At 33.4% G+C, this 24,194-nt stretch carries 27 protein-coding genes; 8 read left to right on the top strand and 19 right to left on the bottom strand.

Features of this window, described 5'->3' with window-relative positions:
* Positions 1 to 72 precede the first annotated feature (72 nt).
* Complete coding sequence (locus tag GKR88_11700) at positions 73 to 1,251, top strand: class I SAM-dependent RNA methyltransferase (protein ID QMU64889.1); 1,179 nt, start codon at positions 73 to 75, stop codon at positions 1,249 to 1,251.
* A gap of 315 nt (positions 1,252 to 1,566) precedes the next feature.
* Here the strand turns inward: GKR88_11700 and GKR88_11695 are convergent, their stop codons facing one another.
* Positions 1,567 to 1,812: a hypothetical protein gene (locus GKR88_11695; GenBank protein ID QMU64888.1), complete on the bottom strand. Its 246-nt coding sequence runs from the start codon at positions 1,810 to 1,812 to the stop codon at positions 1,567 to 1,569.
* Between the two features lie 137 nt (positions 1,813 to 1,949).
* Entirely contained in the window at positions 1,950 to 2,660 is a 711-nt protein-coding gene (pepE, locus tag GKR88_11690; GenBank protein QMU64887.1) for a dipeptidase PepE, read from the bottom strand.
* 165 nt (positions 2,661 to 2,825) lie between these two features.
* Between pepE and GKR88_11685 the strand changes: the two genes are divergently transcribed.
* The 3 genes from GKR88_11685 to GKR88_11675 all read left to right on the top strand — a co-directional run bounded on the left by GKR88_11685 (position 2,826) and on the right by GKR88_11675 (position 6,431).
* Positions 2,826 to 3,653 carry a hypothetical protein gene (locus tag GKR88_11685; protein ID QMU64886.1) on the top strand — a complete coding sequence of 276 codons (828 nt, stop codon included), beginning with the start codon at positions 2,826 to 2,828 and terminating at the stop codon, positions 3,651 to 3,653.
* Positions 3,640 to 4,134, top strand: a complete 495-nt coding sequence (locus tag GKR88_11680; protein ID QMU64885.1) for a hypothetical protein — start codon at positions 3,640 to 3,642, stop codon at positions 4,132 to 4,134. Before GKR88_11685 ends, GKR88_11680 begins: the two co-directional genes overlap by 14 nt.
* Positions 4,135 to 4,205: 71 nt before the next feature.
* Positions 4,206 to 6,431, top strand: coding sequence for a M1 family peptidase (locus tag GKR88_11675; GenBank protein QMU64884.1), 2,226 nt, complete (start codon positions 4,206 to 4,208; stop codon positions 6,429 to 6,431).
* Between the two features lie 184 nt (positions 6,432 to 6,615).
* Here the strand turns inward: GKR88_11675 and lgt are convergent, their stop codons facing one another.
* The 6 genes from lgt to GKR88_11645 form a co-directional block, all read right to left on the bottom strand.
* The gene (lgt, locus tag GKR88_11670) at positions 6,616 to 7,482 is read right to left on the bottom strand and encodes a prolipoprotein diacylglyceryl transferase (GenBank protein ID QMU64883.1); all 867 of its coding nucleotides are present in this window, start codon (positions 7,480 to 7,482) and stop codon (positions 6,616 to 6,618) included.
* An 83-nt stretch (positions 7,483 to 7,565) separates the two neighbouring features.
* Positions 7,566 to 7,859 (bottom strand): membrane protein insertion efficiency factor YidD, encoded by a 294-nt coding sequence (yidD, locus tag GKR88_11665; protein ID QMU64882.1) that lies wholly within the window; start codon positions 7,857 to 7,859, stop codon positions 7,566 to 7,568.
* Positions 7,852 to 9,333: a cysteine--tRNA ligase gene (locus GKR88_11660; GenBank protein ID QMU64881.1), complete on the bottom strand. Its 1,482-nt coding sequence runs from the start codon at positions 9,331 to 9,333 to the stop codon at positions 7,852 to 7,854. The genes yidD and GKR88_11660 overlap by 8 nt, the downstream gene beginning before the upstream one ends.
* A 111-nt stretch (positions 9,334 to 9,444) precedes the next feature.
* On the bottom strand, positions 9,445 to 10,854 hold the full coding sequence (locus tag GKR88_11655; protein QMU64880.1) for a hypothetical protein: 1,410 nt from the start codon (positions 10,852 to 10,854) through the stop codon (positions 9,445 to 9,447).
* Positions 10,835 to 11,404 (bottom strand): hypothetical protein, encoded by a 570-nt coding sequence (locus GKR88_11650; protein QMU64879.1) that lies wholly within the window; start codon positions 11,402 to 11,404, stop codon positions 10,835 to 10,837. The genes GKR88_11655 and GKR88_11650 overlap by 20 nt, the downstream gene beginning before the upstream one ends.
* On the bottom strand, positions 11,388 to 11,948 hold the full coding sequence (locus tag GKR88_11645) for a sigma-70 family RNA polymerase sigma factor (protein ID QMU64878.1): 561 nt from the start codon (positions 11,946 to 11,948) through the stop codon (positions 11,388 to 11,390). The genes GKR88_11650 and GKR88_11645 overlap by 17 nt, the downstream gene beginning before the upstream one ends.
* A gap of 425 nt (positions 11,949 to 12,373) precedes the next feature.
* Here GKR88_11645 and meaB point away from each other — a divergent pair, with 425 nt between their 5' ends.
* Together meaB and GKR88_11635 are read left to right on the top strand one after the other, a co-directional pair.
* Positions 12,374 to 13,447, top strand: a complete 1,074-nt coding sequence (gene meaB, locus GKR88_11640) for a methylmalonyl Co-A mutase-associated GTPase MeaB (GenBank protein ID QMU64877.1) — start codon at positions 12,374 to 12,376, stop codon at positions 13,445 to 13,447.
* The gene (locus tag GKR88_11635; GenBank protein QMU64876.1) at positions 13,444 to 15,147 is read left to right on the top strand and encodes a hypothetical protein; all 1,704 of its coding nucleotides are present in this window, start codon (positions 13,444 to 13,446) and stop codon (positions 15,145 to 15,147) included. The genes meaB and GKR88_11635 overlap by 4 nt, the downstream gene beginning before the upstream one ends.
* A gap of 114 nt (positions 15,148 to 15,261) precedes the next feature.
* Here GKR88_11635 and GKR88_11630 read toward each other — a convergent pair whose 3' ends face one another.
* The 4 genes from GKR88_11630 to GKR88_11615 are packed head-to-tail and all read right to left on the bottom strand — an operon-like array spanning position 15,262 to position 18,436.
* Complete coding sequence (locus GKR88_11630; GenBank protein QMU66700.1) at positions 15,262 to 15,825, bottom strand: phosphatase PAP2 family protein; 564 nt, start codon at positions 15,823 to 15,825, stop codon at positions 15,262 to 15,264.
* A gap of 7 nt (positions 15,826 to 15,832) precedes the next feature.
* Complete coding sequence (locus GKR88_11625) at positions 15,833 to 16,876, bottom strand: peptidylprolyl isomerase (protein ID QMU64875.1); 1,044 nt, start codon at positions 16,874 to 16,876, stop codon at positions 15,833 to 15,835.
* Positions 16,873 to 17,418, bottom strand: coding sequence for a gliding motility-associated peptidyl-prolyl isomerase GldI (gene gldI, locus GKR88_11620; protein QMU64874.1), 546 nt, complete (start codon positions 17,416 to 17,418; stop codon positions 16,873 to 16,875). Before gldI ends, GKR88_11625 begins: the two co-directional genes overlap by 4 nt.
* Positions 17,408 to 18,436, bottom strand: coding sequence for a bifunctional oligoribonuclease/PAP phosphatase NrnA (locus GKR88_11615; GenBank protein ID QMU64873.1), 1,029 nt, complete (start codon positions 18,434 to 18,436; stop codon positions 17,408 to 17,410). The genes gldI and GKR88_11615 overlap by 11 nt, the downstream gene beginning before the upstream one ends.
* Before the next feature lie 76 nt (positions 18,437 to 18,512).
* Between GKR88_11615 and GKR88_11610 the strand changes: the two genes are divergently transcribed.
* Positions 18,513 to 18,932, top strand: coding sequence for a nucleoside-diphosphate kinase (locus GKR88_11610; protein ID QMU64872.1), 420 nt, complete (start codon positions 18,513 to 18,515; stop codon positions 18,930 to 18,932).
* A 13-nt stretch (positions 18,933 to 18,945) separates the two neighbouring features.
* Here GKR88_11610 and GKR88_11605 read toward each other — a convergent pair whose 3' ends face one another.
* The 4 genes from GKR88_11605 to GKR88_11590 all read right to left on the bottom strand — a co-directional run bounded on the left by GKR88_11605 (position 18,946) and on the right by GKR88_11590 (position 21,009).
* Positions 18,946 to 19,242, bottom strand: a complete 297-nt coding sequence (locus tag GKR88_11605; protein ID QMU64871.1) for a DUF721 domain-containing protein — start codon at positions 19,240 to 19,242, stop codon at positions 18,946 to 18,948.
* 192 nt (positions 19,243 to 19,434) lie between these two features.
* Positions 19,435 to 20,196, bottom strand: coding sequence for an enoyl-CoA hydratase/isomerase family protein (locus GKR88_11600; protein QMU64870.1), 762 nt, complete (start codon positions 20,194 to 20,196; stop codon positions 19,435 to 19,437).
* Positions 20,197 to 20,374: 178 nt separating this feature from the next.
* Positions 20,375 to 20,572, bottom strand: coding sequence for a hypothetical protein (locus GKR88_11595; protein QMU66699.1), 198 nt, complete (start codon positions 20,570 to 20,572; stop codon positions 20,375 to 20,377).
* 170 nt (positions 20,573 to 20,742) lie between these two features.
* Positions 20,743 to 21,009: a hypothetical protein gene (locus tag GKR88_11590; protein ID QMU64869.1), complete on the bottom strand. Its 267-nt coding sequence runs from the start codon at positions 21,007 to 21,009 to the stop codon at positions 20,743 to 20,745.
* Between the two features lie 234 nt (positions 21,010 to 21,243).
* Between GKR88_11590 and GKR88_11585 the strand changes: the two genes are divergently transcribed.
* Entirely contained in the window at positions 21,244 to 21,387 is a 144-nt protein-coding gene (locus tag GKR88_11585) for a hypothetical protein (protein ID QMU64868.1), read from the top strand.
* Positions 21,388 to 21,409: 22 nt separating this feature from the next.
* Here GKR88_11585 and GKR88_11580 read toward each other — a convergent pair whose 3' ends face one another.
* The 3 genes from GKR88_11580 to GKR88_11570 all read right to left on the bottom strand — a co-directional run bounded on the left by GKR88_11580 (position 21,410) and on the right by GKR88_11570 (position 24,118).
* Complete coding sequence (locus GKR88_11580; protein ID QMU64867.1) at positions 21,410 to 22,303, bottom strand: IS1595 family transposase; 894 nt, start codon at positions 22,301 to 22,303, stop codon at positions 21,410 to 21,412.
* A gap of 95 nt (positions 22,304 to 22,398) precedes the next feature.
* Entirely contained in the window at positions 22,399 to 23,091 is a 693-nt protein-coding gene (locus tag GKR88_11575; protein QMU64866.1) for an HAD hydrolase-like protein, read from the bottom strand.
* A gap of 55 nt (positions 23,092 to 23,146) precedes the next feature.
* The gene (locus GKR88_11570) at positions 23,147 to 24,118 is read right to left on the bottom strand and encodes a mannose-6-phosphate isomerase (protein ID QMU64865.1); all 972 of its coding nucleotides are present in this window, start codon (positions 24,116 to 24,118) and stop codon (positions 23,147 to 23,149) included.
* Between the last annotated feature and the right edge of the window lie 76 nt (positions 24,119 to 24,194).

Below are 24,194 nucleotides of genomic sequence, written 5' to 3'. Positions count from 1 at the left end.
GAAGCTGTTCTTATTTTCCGAAGATCTCTTCAAATTAAAATGTAATTTTGTAATTCCTAATTTATCAGGAATATGAATACCGATTTTAAAATGGTTGCCACTACCCTTTTCGGTTTGGAAAATGTGCTGGCAAATGAGTTAAGAGCATTGGGAGCCAAGGACATAAAGGAAAATATTCGCAGTGTTTCTTTTAGAGGGGATAAAGGTTTTATGTATAAAGCCAATATTGCACTTCGTACAGCCATCAGGATTTTAAAACCCATTAAAACCGTAAAAGTTTTTAATGAGGAAGATTTGTATGCAGCCATCCAAAAAATAAAATGGGAAAAGTATTTGGAAGTAGACGGTACTTTTGCAATTGGAGCAGTTGTTAATTCTAAAAATTTTACCACCAACTCACATTATATTTCACTAAAATCCAAAGATGCTATTGCCGATTATTTTAGACATAAATATAGCAAACGCCCCGATGTAGATATAAAATATCCGGACGTAAAAATACATGTACACATTCAAAAAGAATGGTGTACCATTTCTTTGGATTCTTCCGGAGCATCTCTACATAAAAGAGGATACAGAAGTTCAACCAATATGGCTCCTATTAATGAAGTATTGGCTGCCGGAATGGTTTTATTATCCGGATATACAGGTGATGAAAACTTTATAGACCCTATGTGTGGCTCCGGAACCATTTTGATTGAAGCTGCAATGATAGCTAATAGGATTCCGGCAAATATTAACCGGAAACATTTTGCCTTTGAAAATTGGAAAGACTATGACGAAGATTTGTATTTTACCATACAAGATGCTTTGTTAGAAAAAACTCGAAACTCGCATTTTAAAATAATGGGTTTTGATAAAGCACCTTCTGCAATATACAAGGCAAAACAGAATATTGCCAATGCCAATTTGAAGGAATTTATAGGCGTACATCATATTAACTTTTTCAATTCGACCAAAGAAGTATTTGGAAATACAACTATTATTTTTAACCCCCCGTACGGAGAACGCTTAGCTATAGACCCCGCAGTATTTTATAAAAAAATAGGGGATACCTTAAAGCACAATTACCCAAATACTACTGCATGGTTCATCACTTCGGATATACAAGTGCTAAAGCACGTGGGATTACGAACTTCCAGACGTATTCCGTTAAAAAATGCCGACCTGGAATGTCGTTTTGTAAAGTATGAACTTTATGAAGGTTCCAGAAAAATCAAAAAAAAGGTGTCTAAAGATAAAAAAGACTAAAGGCGGCTCAATATTCTTTTAAGAGTTTTATCATCTTTTTCATTATTCCAAAACAGGAGTAAAGAAATTTCATTTTTGTTTGGATATTGCCTGTAAAATACAGTTGTCTGCTTTGAAATAACAATAGAATTAATATTGTTATTGGGATACGATTTTCCAACAAGAACTCCGGTTGACATTCTTTTAACAAAATCTTCAACTAAAAGAATAAATTTTTCAACTTCTTTAAGGTTCCATTTTAAGTCAATAAAATCAATTTCTTCGTAATAGGTAAGTCTAGCCAGAGTAGTCCAAGTAACTTTCTACAGATATACTTTATATGGAAAGATTATATTTTTTTCGAACTTCAGCCATCACTTCAACATGTGGTCGAGTTTCTCCTCGTTCAGCTTGTTTAATACTTTCGTTTAATAATTCTTGTACTTCTTCAGGTAATTCAAGAAATGGGTCAATTTCATCTTGTTTTTTCTTTTCTGCAAAATCAAAAACATCTTTCAGATAACTAATATTATCTGTATTTAGAAGTTGAATTATTTTATTTCTCAGTTCGATTGCTCCCATAATATTGAATGATTACACTAACAAATATACACAAATTATAACATAAGTTATTTGGTTTTAGTATCGCAAAAAATATTCCAAACAGAAATTTATAGCTTAAAAATCAGAGCGGTAAAAGACAAAGAATTATTTTATTTTTATCGTTCGGAACAATCAATTTCAACATTAGGTGCTATTTCTATAGGTTCTTTACCAGGTTGAAACCACCTTGCCGTCAAAGTTCCTTTCAGTATTATACGGTTACCGGTAACTTCTAACCAACTACCTTCTCTTAATCCCAACACACAAATTTTATGGAATACATGAAATTCTTTTATCCTTGTTTCTCTCGTTTCTCCCATGTGTTGAGAGCTTAAATCAGGATCTAAATAATGCGGATTAATATTAAAAGGAATACAACCTAGTGTTTCAAAACCCGGCGGATATACAATAGGCATATCATTGGTATTCATCATAGTTAATCCGCAGATATTGCTTCCGGCACTCGTTCCCAAATATGGAGTTCCTCTGTTAATAGCAACTTTTAAGTCTTCCATAATATCTTTTTCATATAGCTGATTCACCAGTTCAAATGTATTTCCTCCTCCGGTAAAAATACCTTCCGCATTTTGAATTGCTTCTTTAGGATTTTCAAATGTATGAAGCCCCATGATATCTACATTTATATTATCAAATGCCTTTTTTACATGGGTTGTATAAGCATCATAAGAAATCCCGCCCGGTCGGGCATAAGGTATGAATACTACGGTTTTTACCTTCTTAAAAAAAGAGGAAAACACTGGCAATAAATATGCTAAATAAGTGCCTTTGTAAAGAGTGGATGTACTGGCAATGATCAGTTTTTTCATAAATTAATCAACTTAGAAAAACAGTATGGATAGAGTTCTAATTTAATAAATTCATATTGAACTCATTTTTTAACATAAAATTAAATTCATATTCACCAATATTAACATTTTTTAATCTCCATTTTTTGGTACATTAGGACCTATGAAACCAACTTTAAAAAATTTATGAATAAAAAACGATACTTCTTTCTTTTGTTTTTATGTACGGCATGGTCTTTGTCTTCCCAGAAAAAAGAAATACGTATCTATGGTAAAGTTGTTGACTCTACCACTGTTGTAAAAAATGCGCATATTATCAATCTAAACACAAACAAAGGAACTTTCTCCAATGACCAGGGAGCATTTAGAATATATGCTTCTTTAGGTGATTCTTTAAAAGCGTCTTCCATACAACACGAAACGGCCATAGGTGTCATTACCAAATATAATATAAGTAGTACATTTTTTACCATACGGTTACAAAAAAAAAGATATGTACTTGATGAGATTGTTCTGAAGAAACATTACTTAACCGGCATATTATCATTAGATAGAAAGCAGACTCCGAAAGACTGGAGAGAAAATGCCTTAAAAAATACCATGACCCTTTCCAAAGAAAATATGAAGGCTCCTGTGCCTGATGATCATATTGATAAAAGAGTGAGGCCTCCTGTAGTGAGGACAGATCCAAATCAGGCATTTATAGGTGCCGGTGCTAAAATTGGGATTCCTTTTAAATATTCTGAGAAGCTGTGGACACTAAGGAGGAAACTAAATTATCAAAAAAAAATCCCCGTAGCACTACTAGACGAATTGGGGGAAACTTTTTTTTATGTCGATCTAAAAATTCCCGAAGAAAAATACTATCATTTTTTAGAATATTGTAACCACCTGGGAATAGAAAATTTATATTTACAACGAAAAAAGCTTGAGGTCATTAAAATTCTTAAAAAAGAAAGCAATGCTTACCTTAAAATTTTAAAAGAGAATAAAGAAAAAAATGATAAAAAATAAATACCTGCTCCTTTTTTTAATACTGATATGCTCATCTGCTACACATAAATTTTATCTGAGCCTCACGCAAATCGCATACGTAGAAGAAGAAAATACCATCCAAATTATTATGAATGTATTCATAGATGATATGGAATATACATTAAACAACATCCACTCAATAGATCTGCAATTGAATACAAAAAAAGAGCTGGAAAAGAATGATAAATTCTTTCGGGAATATCTTACAGAACATTTCCATATTAAAGTGGATGGCAATACTAAAGAAATCAATTACCTGGGGAAAGAATACGAAGGAGATAATATCTTTTTTTACCTGGAAATAAAAGGTATTAAACAGGTCAAAACCATAGAAGTCAATAATACGATTTTGGTCAAATATTTTCCAAAGCAGCAAAATCTGATCAAAGTCAAAGCAAATAAAAAAAACAGAAGTAAATTATTAACCGGTGAAAATGATAAAGCTTTGTTAAAGTTCTAGCATTTTTTCAATAATTTAAGTACGATTAGTAATTTAGCGTGCATTTTTAAAAATCAAATCAATCTATTAACATGAAGAACATAACTTCTTTTTTACTTTCCGTATTGGTAAGTGTTTCTGTTTTTGGACAAGAAGCGCCTAAGAAACGTCAGGGCGGCCATACGGATACAAACAAATTCAGGCAAATGAAGGATCTTTTGCCAACGCCAAATGCACAAAGAACAGCGTCCGGCGCACCGGGCAATGAGTATACACAGCAAAAGGTAGACTATGTAATGGATATTCGCCTGAATGAGGCCACGAACCGGATCTACGGTTCGGAATACATTACATATCACAACAACTCAAAAGATCATCTGGAGTATCTATGGGTACAGTTAGATCAAAATATGAGAGCTCCGGACTCCAAAACCCCCCTGGCGCGGTCTCAAGGGACAAGTGCTTTTATATCTACTTCGAATTTTACCGGAACATATATGAAAGACAAGCCCGATTTCGGTTTTAAAATTGAAGCTGTAAAAAATGCTGACGGCAGTTCGCTATCGCATACCATCAACAGAACGATGATGAGAATTAATTTACCAAAACCGCTGGCTCCCGGAAAAACATTCAAATTCAGTATTAAATGGAATTATTTAATTAATAATTCGGTTGAAGATGGCGGCCGTTCGGGTTTTGAATCTTTTCCGGACGGAAATAACAACTATACGATTGCGCAATTCTTTCCCAGGTTAGCCGTTTATGACAATGTAGAAGGCTGGCAAAACATGCAATTTTGGGGACGTAGTGAGTGGGCTCTGGAATTTGGCGATTACGATGTAAAACTAACCGTTCCTGCGGATCACATATTAGATGCTACCGGCGATTTACAGAATCCTAAAAAAGTGCTGACCAGAAAGCAGTTAAAACGTTTTGAGCAGGCAAGAAAATCGTATAAAGATCCTGTTTTTATCGTAACACAGGAAGAAGCCGAAAAAGCAGAAAAAGGGCGCACTACAAAAACAAAAATCTGGCATTTTAAAGCAAAAAACGTAAGAGATTTTGCCTTTGCATCATCTAGAAAATATATATGGGATGCTATGGGTGTAAATATAAACGGGAGAACGGTAATGGCAGTATCATTATATCCGAAAGAAGGGAATCCGTTATGGGAAGAACACTCTACCAGAGTAGTTGCCAATACACTGGAAGAATATTCCAAATTGACATTTGACTATCCATATAGCAAAGCCACTTCCGTACATGCAAAACGCCAGGGGATGGAGTATCCAATGATTTGTTTTAATTACGGCCGGCCAAATCCGGACGGAACGTATTCGGAAAGAACCAAAAGAGGAATGATCGGTGTGATTACCCACGAGATAGGACACAATTTCTTTCCTATGATCGTAAATTCCGATGAGCGTCAATGGACGTGGATGGACGAAGGTTTAAATTCGTTTGTTGAGACTTTAGCTGAGTTAGATTATGATCCCAATTTCTTTACCGGCAATTTGCCGAAAGATATTGTAAGATATATGGGCGGAGATCAGAGTAATTTATCACCTATTATGTCTCAGGGAGATTACGTAAAACAATTTGGGCCTAATGCTTATACAAAACCGGCTGCCGGATTGTACATGTTACGCCAAACGATCATGGGACCGGAATTATTTGACTATGCTTTTAGAACTTATTCACAAAGATGGATGTTCAAACATCCTACTCCGGCAGATTTCTTCAGATCTATGGAAGATGCTTCCGCAATGGATCTGGACTGGTTCTGGAGAGGATGGTTCTATACTACGGATTATACGGATATAGGTATTAAAGAAGTAAAATCGCTATATCTTACTGACAAACCCAATGAAAGAGTTCAAAAGTTAATGGAGCAATATCCCGAGTATTTTAAGCAACAAGGACCCATGGTGTTTATGACCGATAAAAAAGAAGATGCGGTAAACCCAAAAAACCTAACTGATTACTTGGCATCTTTATCCGAAGAAGACAGAAAAAGCTTAAAAGAAGCTCCCAGTTTTATGTATGAAGTTACCTTTGAAAAATCCGGTGGTCTGGTAATGCCGATTATTGTAGAATTAACGTATGCAGACGGAACTACCGAAAGGCAGACGTTTCCTGCGCAAATTTGGATGAAAAATGACGAACAGGTAAGAAGAGTTTTTGCTTCCAATAAAGAGATTACCAAAATTACCGTAGATCCGAATTTGGAAACCGCAGATGTAGATACAAGTAATAATACATGGCCTGAAAAAGAGGCTAGTAAGTTTGATAAATTTAAAGATAAAATAAAAGGGTAGGAATTACAATACTACTTTTATTCATATGAGACCTTTGCAAAATAATGATATATTCCGTATTTGAATTGATTTGGCTTCAAATTTCTTCCTTCTCGAAAATTTTATACCAAATCAATGCTGCAAAGGTCTCCATATATAAAAATGGTTAAACCTCGATTCGAAGACGGATCGAGGTTTAATTTTTTTATGAAATAGTTTTTGTGTTTTGTTTCCTGAAAATTAACCAAACCCCTATAAGAATTAAAGGAATGCTCAAAACCTGACCTGTATTTAACGGGCTAAAAAACCACTCTTCTCCTCTAGCCTTCACTTGTGGTTCTTTTAAAAATTCAATGATAAAACGCAAAGACCACAAAGCCACCATAAATACACCGAATATGTATCCCAATTGCTCCTTCTTATTTGTTTTCCAATACAACCTCCAAAGGACATAGAACAAAAGCAAATAACCAAAAGCTTCGTATAATTGTGTCGGATGTCTTGCAAAATTTTCTTTGTTCGCTACAAAAATAATACCAAAATCAGAGCCGGTTGCTTTTCCGTAAATTTCCGAATTAAAAAAATTACCGATACGAATAAAAAAGCCTCCCAAAGCAGCAGCAATAATCAATCTGTCCAAAACAAATAACCAGGGTTTTTGTAAGTGCTTTTTTGCATAAAAATACATGGTTCCTATAATAGCAATAGCAGCTCCATGGCTTGCAAATCCGGTGAAACCCGTAAATTTCCAGCCATCTAATAAGCCAAACAAAGCGGTAGATCCTTCCTTTTCTTTAAAAGGTAAAATAATCTCTAACAAGTGGTCTTTATAATAATCCCAACTGTAAAAAAAGACATCTCCCAAACGCATGCCTATTAACATGGAAATAAAGGTATACATAAATAACGGGTCTACTTTTTCCGTAGGAATACCGTCATTTGCATACATTTTTTTCATCAGTTTGAAACCAAAGAGAAATGCGGCAACAAACATTAAACTATACCACCTGATGGTAAAAAATCCCAAATGGATCCCGACAGACGGATCCCACTCAATTGCTAGAAAATTCATATTTATTATTTATTGTCAGATAAAACACAAGTGAAATGTAATGAATAATATTTAACTGTTTTCAAAATAGCCTGTTTTTTAACTTACTTTCGTTTTTCAGATACCGGATCATAACCACCTCTACCCCATGGATGGCAACCAGATATCCTTTTTACCGACAACCGGATACCTGTAAAAAGTCCTCTCTTCCGTAACGCTTCCACTGCATAATGAGAACAAGTAGGAGAATACCTGCAAGTCGAAGGGGTATATGGGGATATCACTATTTGGTAAAAACGTATAATAGCTACCAACGGATATATTATTATTTTATTCAAGACATTAAAAGGTTTGGTGTCATTTAATAAACATAGGTAGACAAAATTGACTCTATTCATTCATTGTATATGTAGTACCTTCTCTACCATCTTTTAATTGAATTCCCAACGCCAGTAATTCATCTCTTATTTGGTCGGATAAAGCCCAGTCTTTATTATCTCTTGCTTCTTTTCTCAATTTAATTAGCAATTGTATAACACCATCCATTTTTGTAGTACTTTCTTCTTTGATTTCATCTTTTAATCCTAAAATATCAAAAACAAAAGCGTGTAACTTATTTTTAAACAGTTCCAGATCTTCCTGTGCTAATGTTGACATCCCTTCTTTTAATTGATGGATGTATTTTACACCTTCAAACAAATGGGCTATTAAAACCGGCGTATTAAAATCATCGTTTAAAGCATCATAACATCTGGCGATCCAATCTTTAACAAGTAATGTAGATGAATTGGCAGGTGTAACTTTTTTCAATGTACTTACAGCATTCATCAACTTATAGTATCCTTTTTCAGAAGCTTCCAAAGCGTCGCCGGAAAAATCCAAAATACTCCGATAATGTGCCTGCATGTTAAAAAACCTGACAACACTGGCAGAAAACGCTTTATGCAAAATATCATTTTCACCTGTTATTATTTGTTTAGGCAAAATAAAATTCCCGGTAGATTTAGCCATTTTTTGCCCGTTCAGAAGCAACATATTTGTATGCATCCAGTAGTTTACAGGATCATGGTCACTACATGTTTTGGATTGTGCTATTTCACATTCGTGATGTGGAAATTTTAAATCCATCCCCCCTCCGTGAATGTCAAATTGTTCGCCTAAATATTTAGCACTCATAGCAGAACATTCCAGGTGCCAACCCGGAAAACCATCAGACCATGGCGATGGCCAACGCATGATATGTTTTTCACCGGCTTTTTTCCAAAGTGCAAAATCTTGCGGGTTTTTCTTATCGGACTGCCCGTCCAGATTTCTTGTATTATGAATAAGATCTTCTAACTTTCTTCCGGACAAAATACCGTAATGATGATGTTTATTATAGGCATGTACATCAAAATAAACAGATCCATTCACCTCATAAGCAAAACCTTTCTCTATGATTTTTTTAACCATTTCTATTTGTTCTACAATATGGCCCGTTGCTGTCGGCTCTATACTGGGCGGCAAAAAATGGTAGCTGTTCAGCACCTCATGAAAATCAACCGTATAGCGCTGCACTACTTCCATCGGTTCTATTTTTTCTAATCGGGCTTTCTTTGCAATTCTATCTTCCCCTTCATCAGCATCATTTTCCAAATGGCCGGCATCCGTAATATTACGGACATATCGTACTTTATATCCCAGGTGTAAAAAATACCTGTATACCACATCAAAAAACATAAAGGTTCTTAAATTTCCCAAATGTGCATTGCTATACACGGTAGGCCCGCAAACATACATGCCAATATGCCCTTCATATACAGGCGTAAATACTTCTTTGGTCTTAGAAAGCGAATTGTAGATTTTGATTTGATTCTCTTTGTAGCGTTCCATGTAAAGTATTTGTTTTGGCAGGGTTAAAGATAGCTACTTTATCAGGAATAGAGAAATGAAATACGGTTAGAAGTTTGGTAGTTTTCAGAGCAATTTTTAATCCTGTATACTTTAATTCTTGATAGTCAGCTCACTATATTTCCCTGTAATTGCTAATTTTTCTCCTTCTGTAGAGATTACAAAATTACCTCTGACAAGCATTTCTTTATCACTGCCCGTAATGCTATTGTAGCTTACTATCTCCCCTTTATTTCCTTTAGTATCAATACTCAGTTTATTTTTGAATTTTGATAAATCAATCGTAGCATTGGATTGATTTAAAACCAGTTTAAAATCAGTCAGTGTCGGGTTTACCTTTTTGATGATGACATCACCAAAAGAGGATTCCAAATTCGTTTTGGAAAAGGCTTCTTCAATCTTCAAACCGCTGGAATTAGAATTGATCGTTGTATTGGTAACCGATGCTAATGAAGCATCGGTTACATTATTTAAAAACAACGTACAAGTGTTTAAAGAATTTATGGTTACGGGAGAATAATATATTCTCAAATCTCCTCCCTGTAGGCCTCCTGCATTAAAAGATCCATACGATACTTTTCCTGACGCCTTTGTTTTTGGCAATGTTACTTTACAGTGGCGTGTATTTAGATCAAAAGTAGCATTCTTAGGTACTTTGATAGTAATACGTTTTTTAATTTTTACTTTTTTATTATTAATAACAATAGCATCGGAGTCGGTGTCAAAGAAGTATTCTGTTTTCACATTACCTAATTTCTTCTTAACCTTTGCTAATTCTCTGTTTATATCAACTTTGGCAATTGCTATTTTTGCTTTCTCCAAGGCTTCTTTTACCGCATCTTTATTGACATTTTTTAGTTCTATTTTCATTTTCGCAAGCTTTTTCTTCATTTCTTTTTTCCACTGCTTATATTCATCGGATTTTTTGAATTTTTTCCATTCTTTCCTGGATTTTATAGTGATGTTTTTAGCACTGTCTTTCCATCGGAAAAAATAATTTTCACCATCTTTATGGTATTTGTCGAAATCAAATTCCAGTTTATCTAACCCCTGAAATATCTTTTCAAAATCCATATCCGGCAATACAATGGCCTCTACGTCCGGGGCCATAATATGCATATCCGGAACAATTACTTCGGGAAAATCAAAATCCGTGTCGTTAAAAATAAAAAGGTTGTCACGCAAGGCATAAAAGCCGTTTCCTTTTGAGGTAATTTTTACTTTACTACTATTGCCTAATGCTTCAAATTTGTAGTTTTTTAAATACTTTTCGGATTCCTTTTTAGTTAAACCTTCTACCTCAATAACTGCCTCTACCTGCACTTGATTTTTATTCCAGGCAGTTACATCTATTTCCGTATTGGTAGCATCAATTTCTACCACAACATCTTTATTTACGTTAAAAGTTTCTGTAAACTTTTTATCCTGTTTTTGCGCAAATGCGCTTGTAAAAAAACCTACGGCTAAAAAAGCTCCTATTAGTTTAAATCTGTTGTATCTCATTTTGTTTTAAATTTAATTTTTTGAAATTCTGTAACTGTTTTTTTAGGCGTTGTAACAACTGTAATTGCAATCGTAAATTGCCAATTAATGCATCGATCGTTTGATCATTAACTCCTTTTGTATTGAGCTCTTCGGTTAATGATTTATATTCTTTGGTCAACTCTCCGATTTTGAGCAAATAGCCATTTAATAACTCTTTGTTTTGTTCTGTAACTTCTAACTGGCTTAACTCCAGATTAATACTATTTATATAATAGCTTTCTATAGTATTCAACTCCGGTGATATCGTTCCCAAACTTAATCTCTTTTCAACCGGTTTGACTTCTACTTTTGCCGGACCCGGGCCTGTATGTGTATATCTTATTCCAACAGTGATTAACAATACTATGGAAGCTGCAATAGATATCCATTGTATCATGGTTTTTTTAGATTCTTTTTTAGGATGCAATTCCTTTAATAATTTATGCTTAAATTTTTGAGTGTGATCCTCTGATAATCCTGATAATTCTTCCGAATAATTTGTGAACATTTCTCTAATATCCTTCTGCATAACGTATCGATTTTAAATTTTCTTTTACTATTTTCTTGCCTCTTAAGAGGTGGGTTCTTGAAGTAACCTCTGTAATTCCCAGTATTTCGGAAATTTCTTTGTGGTCATATCCTTCCAACAGATATAATGATAGTACAACTCTATATTTTTCTTTTAGTTGATGAATACAATGAATTACTTCATTAACCGAAGTTTTTTCCGTCACCTGCCAGGAAGTATCTTCCTCTGTCAAATCCTGCACTTCATGGTTGATAGCAACTATTTCTGACTTTTTCTTTTTTAATTCATCTATACTTTGATGGATCACTATTTTTTTCAACCAGGCACCAAATGCAACTTCTCCTTTATAGTTCTTCATATTTTTAAATGCTTTAATAAAAGCATCCTGCATTACATCCTCAGCTATAAAATGATCTTTAACATACCTTTTTGCTACTCCAAACATGGCATCTGCATATAACTTATACAACTGCATCTGTGCCTTTGCATCATTCTTTTTACATTTATCAATGACGGGTTGATGTAATAATTTAACAGTACTCATGCTTGATTTACTACATTAGAGACGAAGTATTTTTACCAACGTTGCATTTTATACTAAAAAGAACAAAAAATAGTTCAATATTGCTATGAAAATTCCAAATTTTATTACGAATTCATTTAAACTTTTTGGATGTAAGCGAACATTAGAAGTTTTTAGATATGTTGAAAGCTTTTTTGAGTTGCATAGGCAGTGCTACGGAAGGGAAAAAAGATAAAAACAGAGCTAAAAACACCCATTTTTTAGCAAATTGAAAAAGTTTAAATGAGTTCTACTAAAATACTCAGTGTAGTTTAGGTTATTCCTGTGTTTTTTTTAACTTAAACCTTGAAATTTTACTTATACAATCTTTAAATCATTTTAGTATTCTATTTGATATTATTTTATTTTTTATTCTAAATTTACAGTAATAATTTGTATTTACCTACATGAATAAAAACCGCCCTTCTTCATTATACGAGAAAGATGAGGTTTCCAAATCGAAAACTACCCGTATAGAGGCTGTAAAAAATGTGAAACTTAACAGGGGTAAGCTCCCTGGTATTGACGATTTTGTAAATCGTATTTTAAATGGCGATATTACCTTTCTAAGTAGAGCCATTACATTGGTAGAAAGTACGAATACAAAACATCAGGAAAAAGCTAACCGAATTTTAGAAGGTTGTTTACCTCATGCACATCATGCTGTTAGAATAGGTATTACAGGTGTTCCGGGTGTTGGAAAAAGTACTTTTATTGAATCTTTTGGTAAGTATTTAACAGGTATCGGAAAAAAAGTAGCCGTACTGGCTGTAGATCCAAGCAGCTCTATTAGTAAGGGAAGTATTTTAGGTGATAAAACACGTATGGAAACATTAGTTATCGATAAAAATGCGTTTATCAGACCCTCTCCTTCCGGAATTTCTTTGGGGGGTGTAGCTCAAAAAACAAAAGAAAGCATAATTCTTTGTGAAGCTGCCGGGTTTGATATCATTATTGTAGAAACCGTAGGGGTTGGCCAAAGTGAAACTACGGTACATGCCATGGTTGATTTCTTTTTATTATTAAAATTATATGGTGCAGGTGATGAATTGCAAGGAATAAAACGCGGGATCATTGAAATGGCAGATGCTATCGTCATTAACAAGGCAGATGGAGATGCTATAAAACAAGCTAAAATTGCACAAACTGAATTTAGCAGGGCGCTGCATTTATACCCTCCCAAAGAAAGTGGCTGGCAACCCAAAGTGATGATGGCCAGCGCACTTGAAAATAAAGGGATAGAACCCGTTTATCATCTTATAAAAACATATATACAATCAACGAAAGAATCCGGTTTCTTTACAAAAAAAAGAAATGACCAGAATATTCATTGGTTATTAGCTACTATTGATCAGCAGTTGAAAGATATTTTTTATCAAGATAAAAAAAACACAGCATTTTTGGAAAGGGAAATAGAAAAATTAAAAAACGGAACTTCTACTCCGTTTTTATCTGCTAAAAAACTGATGGCTTTACAATGAACTCATTTAATTTAAAAACATCCCGCTACTTATTTCATATTGCTTTATCATTAATTCTTATACTTAATATTGCACAAGCTTTTAGTACCGGATTACTTGATGACGAAGCTTACTATTGGGCATATAGCCAGAATCTGGCTTTCGGTTATTTTGATCACCCACCTTTGGTAGCCTTATACATATGGATCAGTGATTTTTTATTTTCCGGAGAATTAGGTGTTCGTTTTTTTTCAGGTATTATGTATGTTCTAATGATATTTATTTTCTGGAAAGTAACAGATCATCCTAAAAAAAAGCAATATACGGGCCTTTATCTCTTACTCTTTTTCTCAACTGCTTTGTTAAATGTATATGGTTTTATAACAGTACCCGATGCACCTCTAATGTTATTCATTGCTTTATTTTTATTAGGTTATAAAACCTATTTAAAAAATCAATCTATAGCTAGTTGTATTTTGTTGGCTGTTGCTATGACAGGAATGTTATACAGCAAATATCATGGGGTTTTAGTTATATTCTTTGCGTTGATTTCTAATGTCAAAGTACTAAAAGATCCTAAGATTTTATTAAGCGGGCTTATAACCATCATTCTATTTTTTCCTCATTTGCATTGGCAATATGTCCATGACTTTCCATCTATAAGGTATCACCTATATGAAAGAGTTTCAGCTACATCATATAAATTAGAGTATACCCTGTTACATTTTGTGAATGCCATTATTATTGTTGGTTTTACATTCCCCATTATCTATAAAGCATTCTTTAAAGGATTCGGAAAAAAGGGGTTATTTTATAAAAGTTTAAACTATATCATCGCCGGTTTTTTTCTCTTCTTCTTTTTATCTTCATATAGAGGGCATGTACAGGCACAGTGGTTAGCTCCTATGATCCTTCCTTTATTGTTCATTACTTTCAATTACCTGATTGAAAATAAATATCAAATAAAATTATTTAACTATCTGGCCATACTAAATATCAGTATTATTTTAATTGCACGAATGATTATAGCTAATGAAGGAATAATTCCTGTCAACTTATCATTTTACGGGAATAAAAAATGGGCTTTGGAAATAAAAGAAAAGGCGAAAAATACAGATAAGCTATTTATCAATAGTTACCAAAATGCTTCTATTTATTGGTTTTACACCAAAGAAAAGCCTCATTATCAGCATAATTATTTGGGAAGGAAAAACCAATATGGACTTATGAAGGATAACCTGATTTTTAGAAAGGACTCTATTGCATACATCACCAACTCCGAAAACGACTATTCGGTAATCAACAATAGAGGCATTGGCAACGATTCCATATTTGTCTCGTTTATAAAAGATTTAAAACCTTTTTTTAAAATTAAAATAGATTTTGTTGACAAAAACAATATTAATATCCCTAACTCAGAAGAAACAAACCTGGACGTCCTCATAAAAAACCCGTATGATTTTGATATACATATCGATGATTTGGAAATACACATTGTTTTTTCAAATAAAGAAAATAGTGAAATATATAGTATTAGTACACAAGCTGATTATAAAGGTGTTTTGAAAGCTTACAGTGAATCTGCAACTACACTAAGGTTTAATGGTAAAGATGTAAAAAATGCAGAGGAGTTTTTAAATATCGGAATAGGCATTAGAACTTCCGAAAAGGCAGGCTTTGTAAAAGCAAGTTCACTTAGCCGCTATAAAAGATATAATTAAGTTTAGAAGACCTTTGCAAAACAGTGATATATTCCGTACTTGAATTGATTTGGCTGCAAAGGTCTCATCATCTTTATTTTTCTCAAAAAACACAGTTGAAAAGTGTAAAAATCTCTAATCAATAAACAACTTTTTGGCGGCTATTTTTTTGATCAGCAGATAATACAAATTCCCTAAAATGATCCCCATAAAAATTCCACATACTATATCAACGGGAAAATGAACTCCTAAATATAATCTGCTATACGCAAATATTAAAGGAAATAAAAATAACAGCCAAATATAGGCGTATGTCTTTCTCAAAAGTAATACAATATACATTATAAAAAAAGTAGACGTAGTGGCATGCCCGGAAATAAAACTGTAGCCCTGAGGGTGAATTAATTTTCTTAACGAATTACTGATAGCAGGGTCATTATTGGGTCTTAACCTCTGTATGGTGTCTTTAATTAAATTTGTAAACTGATCCGAAAAAGTAACCAAAACGATTAATGTTAACATAACAATGCTTCCCTTTTTCCAGCCAAATTTTTTAATCACCAGGTAAAATATGAAAATGAATAATGGAATCCAGTTAAATTGATTGGTTATAAACAGCCAAAAAGAATCCCATTGTTCACTTCCGATATTATTTAAGAACACTAGAAATTCTTTATCCTTTTGTAAAAAGTTTTCCAGCAAACTACTACTCTACTTTTAAAACCTCTATATCAAAAATAATATCTGCTTTGGGTGGAAAAGGTCCGCCTCCCCGTTCTCCGTAAGCGAGGTAATATGGAATAAAAAGACGTGCCTTACCTCCTTGTTTCATTTTTAAAAGGCCTTCTTTAAAACCTGCTATCATGGGCCTTTTACTAAAATTAAAAGTAAACGGTGTTTGTCCTACTGTAGATTGGATCTTTTTTCCATCAGACAGGTATAGCGTATAATGAATCGTAGTATTGGTATTTTCTTTTACTTTTTTACCGGTTCCTTTTTCAAAAGTAAATATTTGTAAACCGGATGCTAATTTGGCAGCTTTTGCTTTTTGTGCATTTGTAGTAGCTATAAATGCTTCTTTTTCAGCTTCAACCTTAGCCAATCTTTCTTTTTCCAAAACTTCATATTGTGCAATTCCTTCATCAAAAACTCTTGCTGCATCAAAACTTTTAGCTTCCTTTCCTTTGCGTATGATCGTAATTGAAGTAATTGTATCGTTCTTTACGATGCTATCTACAACATTCTGACCCGTAACTACTTTTCCAAAAATAGAATGTACTCCATCCAGATGAGGTGCAGCTCTGTGTGTAATAAAAAATTGACTTCCATTGGCAGACGGCCCGGAATTTGCCATAGATAAAACCCCTCCGGCATCGTGTCTGTATAATAAATTACCTGTAGAATCCTTAGGAAACTCGTCATGAAATTTATATCCGGGACCTCCCAATCCATTTCCCAAGGGATCTCCTCCCTGAATTACAAAGTTTTTAGAAACCCTGTGAAATTTCAGTCCGTCGTAATATCTTCTACCTTTTAATGAATCTGTTACTTTAGAATTTGTTCCCTCTGCCAGTGTAATAAAATTGGCTACGGTCATGGGAACATCTTTTGCATATAGTTCCAACACAATAGAACCCTTTTTTGTTTTTATATCAGCATATACGCCATCTTCTAACGTATCATATTTGGATTTGCAAGTAGTTAATAAAACAATACTTACAAAAAGCAGTTTGACTAATTTAATTTTCATTTTTTATTGATTTGATTTATTTTTAATAGTGTTACGGTAATTATAATGGATTGATTGATCCCTATTCTGTCTCCGTCACCTATAATACCGTACGCATTATAAGATGGAATTGCAAATGTAACTGTTTCTCCTTCTTTCATCATTTTAATTCCTATTTGTAAAGCAGTTATAAATTCTTCTTTGTCTACTTTGTATAGTTTATTTCCGAGTTCTTCCTCACTGTAAATAATATCATTATTTAAATCTCTGATTTCATATGAAATCAGCACTTCATCATCCGGATCGGGTGAATATAAATTGCCATCTTTTTTCTTATCGTATGTATACCAAAAACCATGTTCGGAAACCAAATAAGTATGTAATGAATCCTGCTTGATATAATGCTGTACTTTTTGTTCCTCTACTGCATTGATGATTTTTGTTTGCCTCACCGTATTTGTTAAAACAGTACTTGTCTTTACTGTAACAGGCCTTCTTGCCTGAGGTCCTTTACAAGAAGTCAAGGCCATATAAAAAACCATAAAAAAAAAGCTATACCTCATAAGATTTCTTTAATTGTTTTTGATATGCAGGTAATAATTCAAGGAATTTTTTTATTACTTTATCCAGAGGTTCGGATAATTTTCCGCCGGCAGCATTGTCATGCCCTCCTCCGTTAAAATGATCTCTTGCAAACTCATTTACAGAGAAACTCCCTTTAGATCTGAAGGATATTTTTATAATACCTTGTTCCACATCTTCAATAAAAATAGCTCCAAATACAATTCCTTTCAGAGACAGTGCATAATTTACTATTCCTTCCGTATCTCCTTTTTGAAAATCGAATCTTTTCTTTTCTTCATCGGTAAGCGTAATAAAAGCCGTCTTATATTCAGAATATACCCTTAAATTACTTAATGCCTGTCCAAGCAATAATAATCGTCCGTATGAATTCGAATCGTATACATTGCTGTGAATCCTGTCATTTTCAGCACCTTTATCAATAAGGTTAGCGATGATTTTATGCGTTGTACTGGTAGTTTGTCTAAACCTAAAAGATCCGGTATCTGTCATAATTCCGGTATATAAACACGTAGCAATAGCATTATCAATTAAATCAATATCATTCATCATTTCAATAAAATGATATATCATCTGACAGGTAGCGCACATATCCGTATCAGAATACATATAGGTAAAATCATCCGGCTGCCGGTGGTGATCTATCAATGCAAAATTATTAGGGTACTTTTCTAACGTATTCTGCATATCACTTCCGACACGATGCAATGCATTAAAATCTAACAGGAAAATAATCTCTGATTGGTTAATAGCCCTTTGAGATTGGTTATTTTGCCTATCAAACCTATAGACAGCTTCAGAACCGGGAATCCAGTCCAGAAATTCAGGATATTCATTGGGCACTACAACCGTAGGCTGATGTCCCTTCTTTTTAAAATAATGATACAATCCCAACGTAGCACCCATAGCATCTCCGTCAGGGTTTCTATGTCCTATAATTACAATATTTTTAGGTGATGATAAATACGTTTTTAATACATCTAAGTTCTTTCGAATCATAAGATGCAAAGATACAACATAATTAAAAAAATTATGTACTTTTGCAGCGTTTTGTAAAAACACCTAAAAAACCAGAATGGCAACAAACAGAACATTTACAATGATTAAACCCGATGCTGTGGAAAACGGGTATACCGGAGCTATTTTAGAAAAAATAAATGCTGCCGGATTTAGAATTGTCGGCATGAAAAAAACGCAAATGACAAAGAATGATGCGGAAACCTTTTATGCAATACATAGTGAGCGACCTTTCTTTGGTGAGTTCATCGAATTTATGACCAGAGGACCTATCATAGCAGCGGTTCTGGAAAAAGATAATGCAGTAGAAGATTTCAGAACTTTAATAGGTGCTACGAATCCTGATGAAGCTGCCGAAGGAACCATCAGACAGTTATATGCAACTTCTGTAGGAGAAAATGCAATACACGGCTCCGATTCCGATGAAAATGCCGCTATTGAAAGTACTTTTCATTTTTCCGGAAGAGAGTTATTTTAAAATACGTTTTTTATCAAACTAACATCAGTTTATAAACTACCTGTTCGCCTACTTCGTCATTTAGCATTTTTATAATTTTCTCTTTTCCGTAGTTCAATTCTCCTCTTAGGACCGAAGAAGATAATTTGACAATAAGGGTTTTATTTTGTAATTCTATGGAATCAGTATAAGAGGCAACCCCTTGTCCCATCAGTTTAATCCATGCTTCTTTTATTTTTAACTTAGACATTCCTTTTGAAAGGTTATTTTCTTTCATAAAAGAGTGCATCAGGTCTTTTACAGAAAAAAATTCATTTTCTCTTTTAGTCATATGTGTGATATAGTTTCAAGTTTCACGTCCCTGATATAGGTTGACCAATTTTAAAAAATTGATTCCTCAATGAAAACAAATGTACGGATTATCAACAAGTATAGAAAGTTTAGTAAAGGCTTTTAAAAACATCTAGTATCGGAATACGATCGAGGTAATCATTTTATTTCTCAATTAAGGCATAAGAGCATATTACTTCTTTAGACTATCAATAAAAACTTTTATCTTTTTCCTAATTTCCGGTCTCCACCATAGTTTTACAGCCTGTGATAAATCTTCAGCGGGATTCATTTCCAGATTATCAAGCCAGGGTTTTCGCAATTTTTGCTTGGTATTCATCAGAATTTCCTGATCAAAAGATAAGTAGCTCTTCATTTGAAATTCGGCTTTTGATACTACCTTTTCTAAGTCCGCTATCTCATTTACCAAACCGGAAGTTTTAGCCTCATCAACTGTCATCAGTTTCCCTGATAAAATAAAACGGTTTGCCAAACCGCTTCCTATCCAATAGGTATAACTATGAATCAGATTAGATGAAATCTGAATGTTGACTGCTACTTCATTTAACCCAATAGTATATTTTTCTCCTTTCGCCATCACCCGGTAATCAGATGTAATAGCAATTACACAACCTCCTGCCGGAGCGTAACCGGTAATGGCAGCAATTAGTGGTTTTTTAAATGTAACGAGATCTAAAAACATACTCCCAAAATCATTGAAAAACTGTTTGATTTTTTTCTCATTATATGAATATAATTCAATGACATCCAATCCGGCAGAAAAGAAATGAGGTATTCCTGAGATAATGACGCCTTTAATGGCATCATCGGCTGTAAATTTTTGAAATGCATCCCGTATTTCAACTACCATTTCATGGTTGATAGCATTTACTTTTCCTCTGTTTAATTGAAGTATTGTATAATTGTCTTTATCAATAAGTTTAATGGTATTCATAGTATAGTCAGGTAATAAGAATTTCCGAGAAATGAATACTCATTCTGTTTTTAATCAAAAAGATATGTCCAAAACCAGGAAACAAACAAAAGTATGTCAGACAAGTATTTTTAGAGAACGGGAACTTGGTTTGGAATAATCAAACCATTTAATCCCTTATCTAAAGCTGAAGGCATTATTAATTATCAATAATGCTTATACAAACACGCAATTCCGGTTTATTTAGCACATACTCTTTTAACCATATGGATAATTCTTTAATTTCATGAGGTAATAATCTTTGTAATGCTTTTTTCAGCTCTTTACTAAACAATTCTTTATTAAAACTCACCTTTTTAAGGATGGTTTTAGTATATTCAAACATTGCTCTGGCCATAAGTTCTTTTTTAGTATATAACGTAAAAGAAAAGGATTTCGTATGTAGCATATAAATCATGAGTTTAAAATATTTTTAATCACTCATAATCAAATACCTATCTCTCTTTTTTTTATAAAAATTATGTAAGATTTAGTATAGACAAAATCTATTGAATTACTAAAAGCACCCTATAATGCATTTACTTTCGCAACTAAATCTTTTGCTTTTTTTTCCAAAGTTAAACTAACTGATTTATAATGGGCTTTTTTATTTTCTATATTTTTTATATGCAACTCCGCTATTAGCTCATCAAAAACCGCTATGGCTTCATCTATAATAGCTTCGGATTTTTTAGTGCTTTCTTTTGGGTTCATCAATTCCCACATATAACACTCTTCAATAATATCACCCAATACATGATTGATATTCTTTTTCAAATGCTTTACACTTGCCATAACTCATCGGTTTAAAGTTATAAATTCAAAATATAATTTTCATACTCATATAAAGTAATGTCATTCATGTGGTATCGTATATTAGAAAAGTCAAATAAAACGCTCAACTTCATTTAGGCATTGGAACTCCCTTTAACTTAAAACTTTCAAGCTTTAAACTCCTTATAGAATTGACTCAACTATACACACATTACTTTATTGATAAAAGTACTAAAAAAATAGCATACGTTTTTCATGAACTCATTTAAACTTTTTGGATGTAAGCGAAAATTAGAAGTTTTTAGGGCTGTTGAAGGATTTTTTGAGTTGCATAGCAGCGCTACGGAAGGAAAAAAAGACAAAAACAGAGCGGAAAACAGTAATTTTTCAGCAAATTGAAAAAGTTTATAGAGATCAGTAGTTAGTTACATATAATTTCACTTTGATAAATTTTATCACTCATGACCATTTTAGTTATTAAGTTATTGAATATTGTGTTTTTGTTTTGCGAGCGATTAATTCTAAAACAAAACTCATTAAAGTATCGGTTTAGATTAAACTCACTTACCCAAGAATAAGTTGTCCTAATCCATGATTTTATTTGATGAATCATCGTATGTAAGGCTTTAAAGTTTAATCCTTTGTCGCTATCAATCTGGGTAATGTTATAGGCTTTTGCAATAGGCCTGTAGCCTTTCCATTTGTGAGTGATTACTTGAGCCTTTCTATCAATATGCTTAATGAACATATATTGCAACGATTGTGCAGAAAAATCTTTGATGTTTAAAGCATACATACGCTTTACTTTGCCCTGGTCTGTGAACTCAACAGCAGTAATAGCCTTCTTTTTCTTAGCATCATAACTACGACCTATCTTGTTTTGCTCATAACCACCCAACACAAATTCATCAACCTGTACATGACCATCCATAGGGTTATTTTCACTAGAAGCCATAGCTTCTCTTACTTTAAGCATAAACAATCGTGCTGTCTTTTCTGTAATACCATAGCGTACACCCATTTGTGTAGCTGATAAACTCTTGGTGGTAGTTGCCATTTCAAAACAGATAAAAAAGGCTTTTCGTACACCAAATCGCACTCTGTGAAAAATGGTGTTAGCCGTTGGGCTTTCTGTATCACCACATTTATTGCATGTTCTTGAAAAGTTCTTACGTACTTGGTAACTGGTATTACCACATTTACGACATACATAACCCTCTTTCCACTTGATTTGACCTAGATATGCTTTGCAATCTACATCTGTTTTAAAGCGTTCAGCGAACTCTAAAAGGTTTTGACCCTTGAAAATTTCCATAAAATCCCTATTTTTATTGACATACAAGTTATGAAATTATCTACTGACCTCTAAAAGTTTAAATGAGTTCTATTTACTTAAAGGTTTCGCAAATTTTACAGCAATGGGAGTATTTCAGTAATACTGTCTACCGTATCATAATCTAAACACATGGTATCTTGCTTGGAAGCTTCTTCATATACCCAGGTGGTGTGAAAAGGAACATGTATAGCCCGTGCTCCAATAACTAATAAGGGTAATACATCCGATTTTAGAGAATTTCCTATCATTATGAATTGAGAAGGTTCTATATCCAGATGCCTGATCAATTTTAAATAATCTTTTTCTTTTTTTTCACTCATCACTTCAACATGATGAAAATAATTTAGCAATCCTGACTTTTCTAACTTGCGTTCTTGGTCTAATAAATCTCCTTTTGTAGCTACAATCAATTTATAATTGCCGGCTAAAGATTTTAATACCGCTTCTACTCCATCTAACAATTCCACAGGTTTCTCCAGTATTTCTTTACCTATCTGAAGTATTTTTTCCATACTATGCAGATGAATATTTGAATTTGAAATTTCTAAAGCACATTCAATCATCGATAAAACAAAACCTTTAACTCCGTATCCGTATATTTCGAGATTTTTAATTTCTGTTTTAAACAGTTCCTGATGAATTTTATTTTCGGTTTCAAAAGCGGAAAGCAATTTTGCGAACTCATTTTCGGCCTCTCTAAAATAGGTTTCATTGACCCAAAGCGTATCATCGGCGTCAAATGCAATAACTTTATTATTTTGATACATGCTATATTTTTTTAAGTTTTCTAACGGTTTTCGGAGTATATCTGTAATACTTTTTTTATTTGATATATACTTCTAGCAACTCGGTTTTAGTATCAGTATTTATGACAAATTCTTTCAGACAATTAGGTACTAAAATGGTTTCTCCTTTTTTTAATTTCTCATGAGTATTTTTATTTTGAAAAATAGCCGAACCGGACATACACATATAAATGACAAAAGAATCTTTATCGTAATGGCTGATTGTCAGTTGACCGTTGACAAGCAACATATTGGTTGTAAAATAAGAACATGAGATCATTTCGGAAGGTGTATTTTCAATTTTCCGATAAACTGTTTTATAGGATTTTTTTGAGGTGTAATCTATAGCTTCAACAGCTTCTTCAGTATGTAAATCTCTATAATTTCCATTTACATCCTGTCTGTCCCAGTCATAAATTCGATAGGTAATATCAGAAGTTTGCTGGATCTCTGCCAATAACACGCCAGCTCCAATAGCATGTACACAACCGGTTGGAATAAAATACGCATCTCCCTTTTGTACGGTATCTATATTCAAAATACTCGTAAGAGATTTATTTTGCAGATGTTTCAGGTATTCTTCTTTGCTAACGTCTTTTTTGAAACCAACAATTAAATTTGCTTTTTCATCTGCCTGCATCACATACCACATTTCTGTCTTACCAAACGAATCATGCCTTTTTTTTGCCAACTCATCATGTGGGTGTAGTTGAATACTTAGTGTTTCTTTAGCGTCGATATATTTTATTAAAAGAGGAAAATTTTCTCCAAAGCCTTTAAATACGCTATTCCCTACCAGATCACTCTTATATTTTATGAGTAATTCTTTTAAGCTTTTTCCTTTTAATGTACCATTAGTCACAACAGACACATTCCCTTCCATACCGGAAACCTCCCAGCTTTCTCCAATATTTTTTTTCTCTGTAGTTTTACCAAAAATAGTCTTCAGTTTTTCACCGCCCCAAATTTTAGTTTTTAAGATAGGTTCAAATTTCAAAAATTGATTCATCTTGATGTATTGTCAGATAACAAAATTCAAATTTACAAGGATTTTTTTAGGAAATAGAAAACATCAAGATGAAGTT

It is taken from the genome of Flavobacteriaceae bacterium (assembly GCA_014075215.1).
In the GTDB taxonomy this organism is placed as follows: Bacteria; Bacteroidota; Bacteroidia; order Flavobacteriales; family Flavobacteriaceae; genus Polaribacter.
Note: the sequence above shows the minus strand (reverse complement) of the source record. Positions and strands in the feature narration are given on the sequence as shown.

Coding starts and splice junctions, on each gene's coding strand:
- GKR88_11625 (QMU64875.1), bottom strand. CDS start 16,876: ATGAAAATTAAATTAGTCAAACTGCTTTTTGTAAGTATTGTTTTATTA.
- GKR88_11675 (QMU64884.1), top strand. CDS start 4,206: ATGAAGAACATAACTTCTTTTTTACTTTCCGTATTGGTAAGTGTTTCT.
- GKR88_11610 (QMU64872.1), top strand. CDS start 18,513: ATGGCAACAAACAGAACATTTACAATGATTAAACCCGATGCTGTGGAA.
- GKR88_11580 (QMU64867.1), bottom strand. CDS start 22,303: ATGGAAATTTTCAAGGGTCAAAACCTTTTAGAGTTCGCTGAACGCTTT.
- lgt (QMU64883.1), bottom strand. CDS start 7,482: ATGAATTTTCTAGCAATTGAGTGGGATCCGTCTGTCGGGATCCATTTG.
- GKR88_11605 (QMU64871.1), bottom strand. CDS start 19,242: ATGACTAAAAGAGAAAATGAATTTTTTTCTGTAAAAGACCTGATGCAC.
- GKR88_11585 (QMU64868.1), top strand. CDS start 21,244: ATGAACTCATTTAAACTTTTTGGATGTAAGCGAAAATTAGAAGTTTTT.
- yidD (QMU64882.1), bottom strand. CDS start 7,859: ATGAATAGAGTCAATTTTGTCTACCTATGTTTATTAAATGACACCAAA.
- GKR88_11695 (QMU64888.1), bottom strand. CDS start 1,812: ATGGGAGCAATCGAACTGAGAAATAAAATAATTCAACTTCTAAATACA.
- pepE (QMU64887.1), bottom strand. CDS start 2,660: ATGAAAAAACTGATCATTGCCAGTACATCCACTCTTTACAAAGGCACT.
- GKR88_11650 (QMU64879.1), bottom strand. CDS start 11,404: ATGCAGAAGGATATTAGAGAAATGTTCACAAATTATTCGGAAGAATTA.
- GKR88_11700 (QMU64889.1), top strand. CDS start 73: ATGAATACCGATTTTAAAATGGTTGCCACTACCCTTTTCGGTTTGGAA.
- GKR88_11590 (QMU64869.1), bottom strand. CDS start 21,009: ATGGCAAGTGTAAAGCATTTGAAAAAGAATATCAATCATGTATTGGGT.
- GKR88_11685 (QMU64886.1), top strand. CDS start 2,826: ATGAATAAAAAACGATACTTCTTTCTTTTGTTTTTATGTACGGCATGG.
- GKR88_11660 (QMU64881.1), bottom strand. CDS start 9,333: ATGGAACGCTACAAAGAGAATCAAATCAAAATCTACAATTCGCTTTCT.
- GKR88_11680 (QMU64885.1), top strand. CDS start 3,640: ATGATAAAAAATAAATACCTGCTCCTTTTTTTAATACTGATATGCTCA.
- meaB (QMU64877.1), top strand. CDS start 12,374: ATGAATAAAAACCGCCCTTCTTCATTATACGAGAAAGATGAGGTTTCC.
- GKR88_11655 (QMU64880.1), bottom strand. CDS start 10,854: ATGAGATACAACAGATTTAAACTAATAGGAGCTTTTTTAGCCGTAGGT.
- GKR88_11575 (QMU64866.1), bottom strand. CDS start 23,091: ATGTATCAAAATAATAAAGTTATTGCATTTGACGCCGATGATACGCTT.
- GKR88_11600 (QMU64870.1), bottom strand. CDS start 20,196: ATGAATACCATTAAACTTATTGATAAAGACAATTATACAATACTTCAA.
- GKR88_11570 (QMU64865.1), bottom strand. CDS start 24,118: ATGAATCAATTTTTGAAATTTGAACCTATCTTAAAAACTAAAATTTGG.
- GKR88_11645 (QMU64878.1), bottom strand. CDS start 11,948: ATGAGTACTGTTAAATTATTACATCAACCCGTCATTGATAAATGTAAA.
- GKR88_11595 (QMU66699.1), bottom strand. CDS start 20,572: ATGGCCAGAGCAATGTTTGAATATACTAAAACCATCCTTAAAAAGGTG.
- gldI (QMU64874.1), bottom strand. CDS start 17,418: ATGAGGTATAGCTTTTTTTTTATGGTTTTTTATATGGCCTTGACTTCT.
- GKR88_11635 (QMU64876.1), top strand. CDS start 13,444: ATGAACTCATTTAATTTAAAAACATCCCGCTACTTATTTCATATTGCT.
- GKR88_11615 (QMU64873.1), bottom strand. CDS start 18,436: ATGATTCGAAAGAACTTAGATGTATTAAAAACGTATTTATCATCACCT.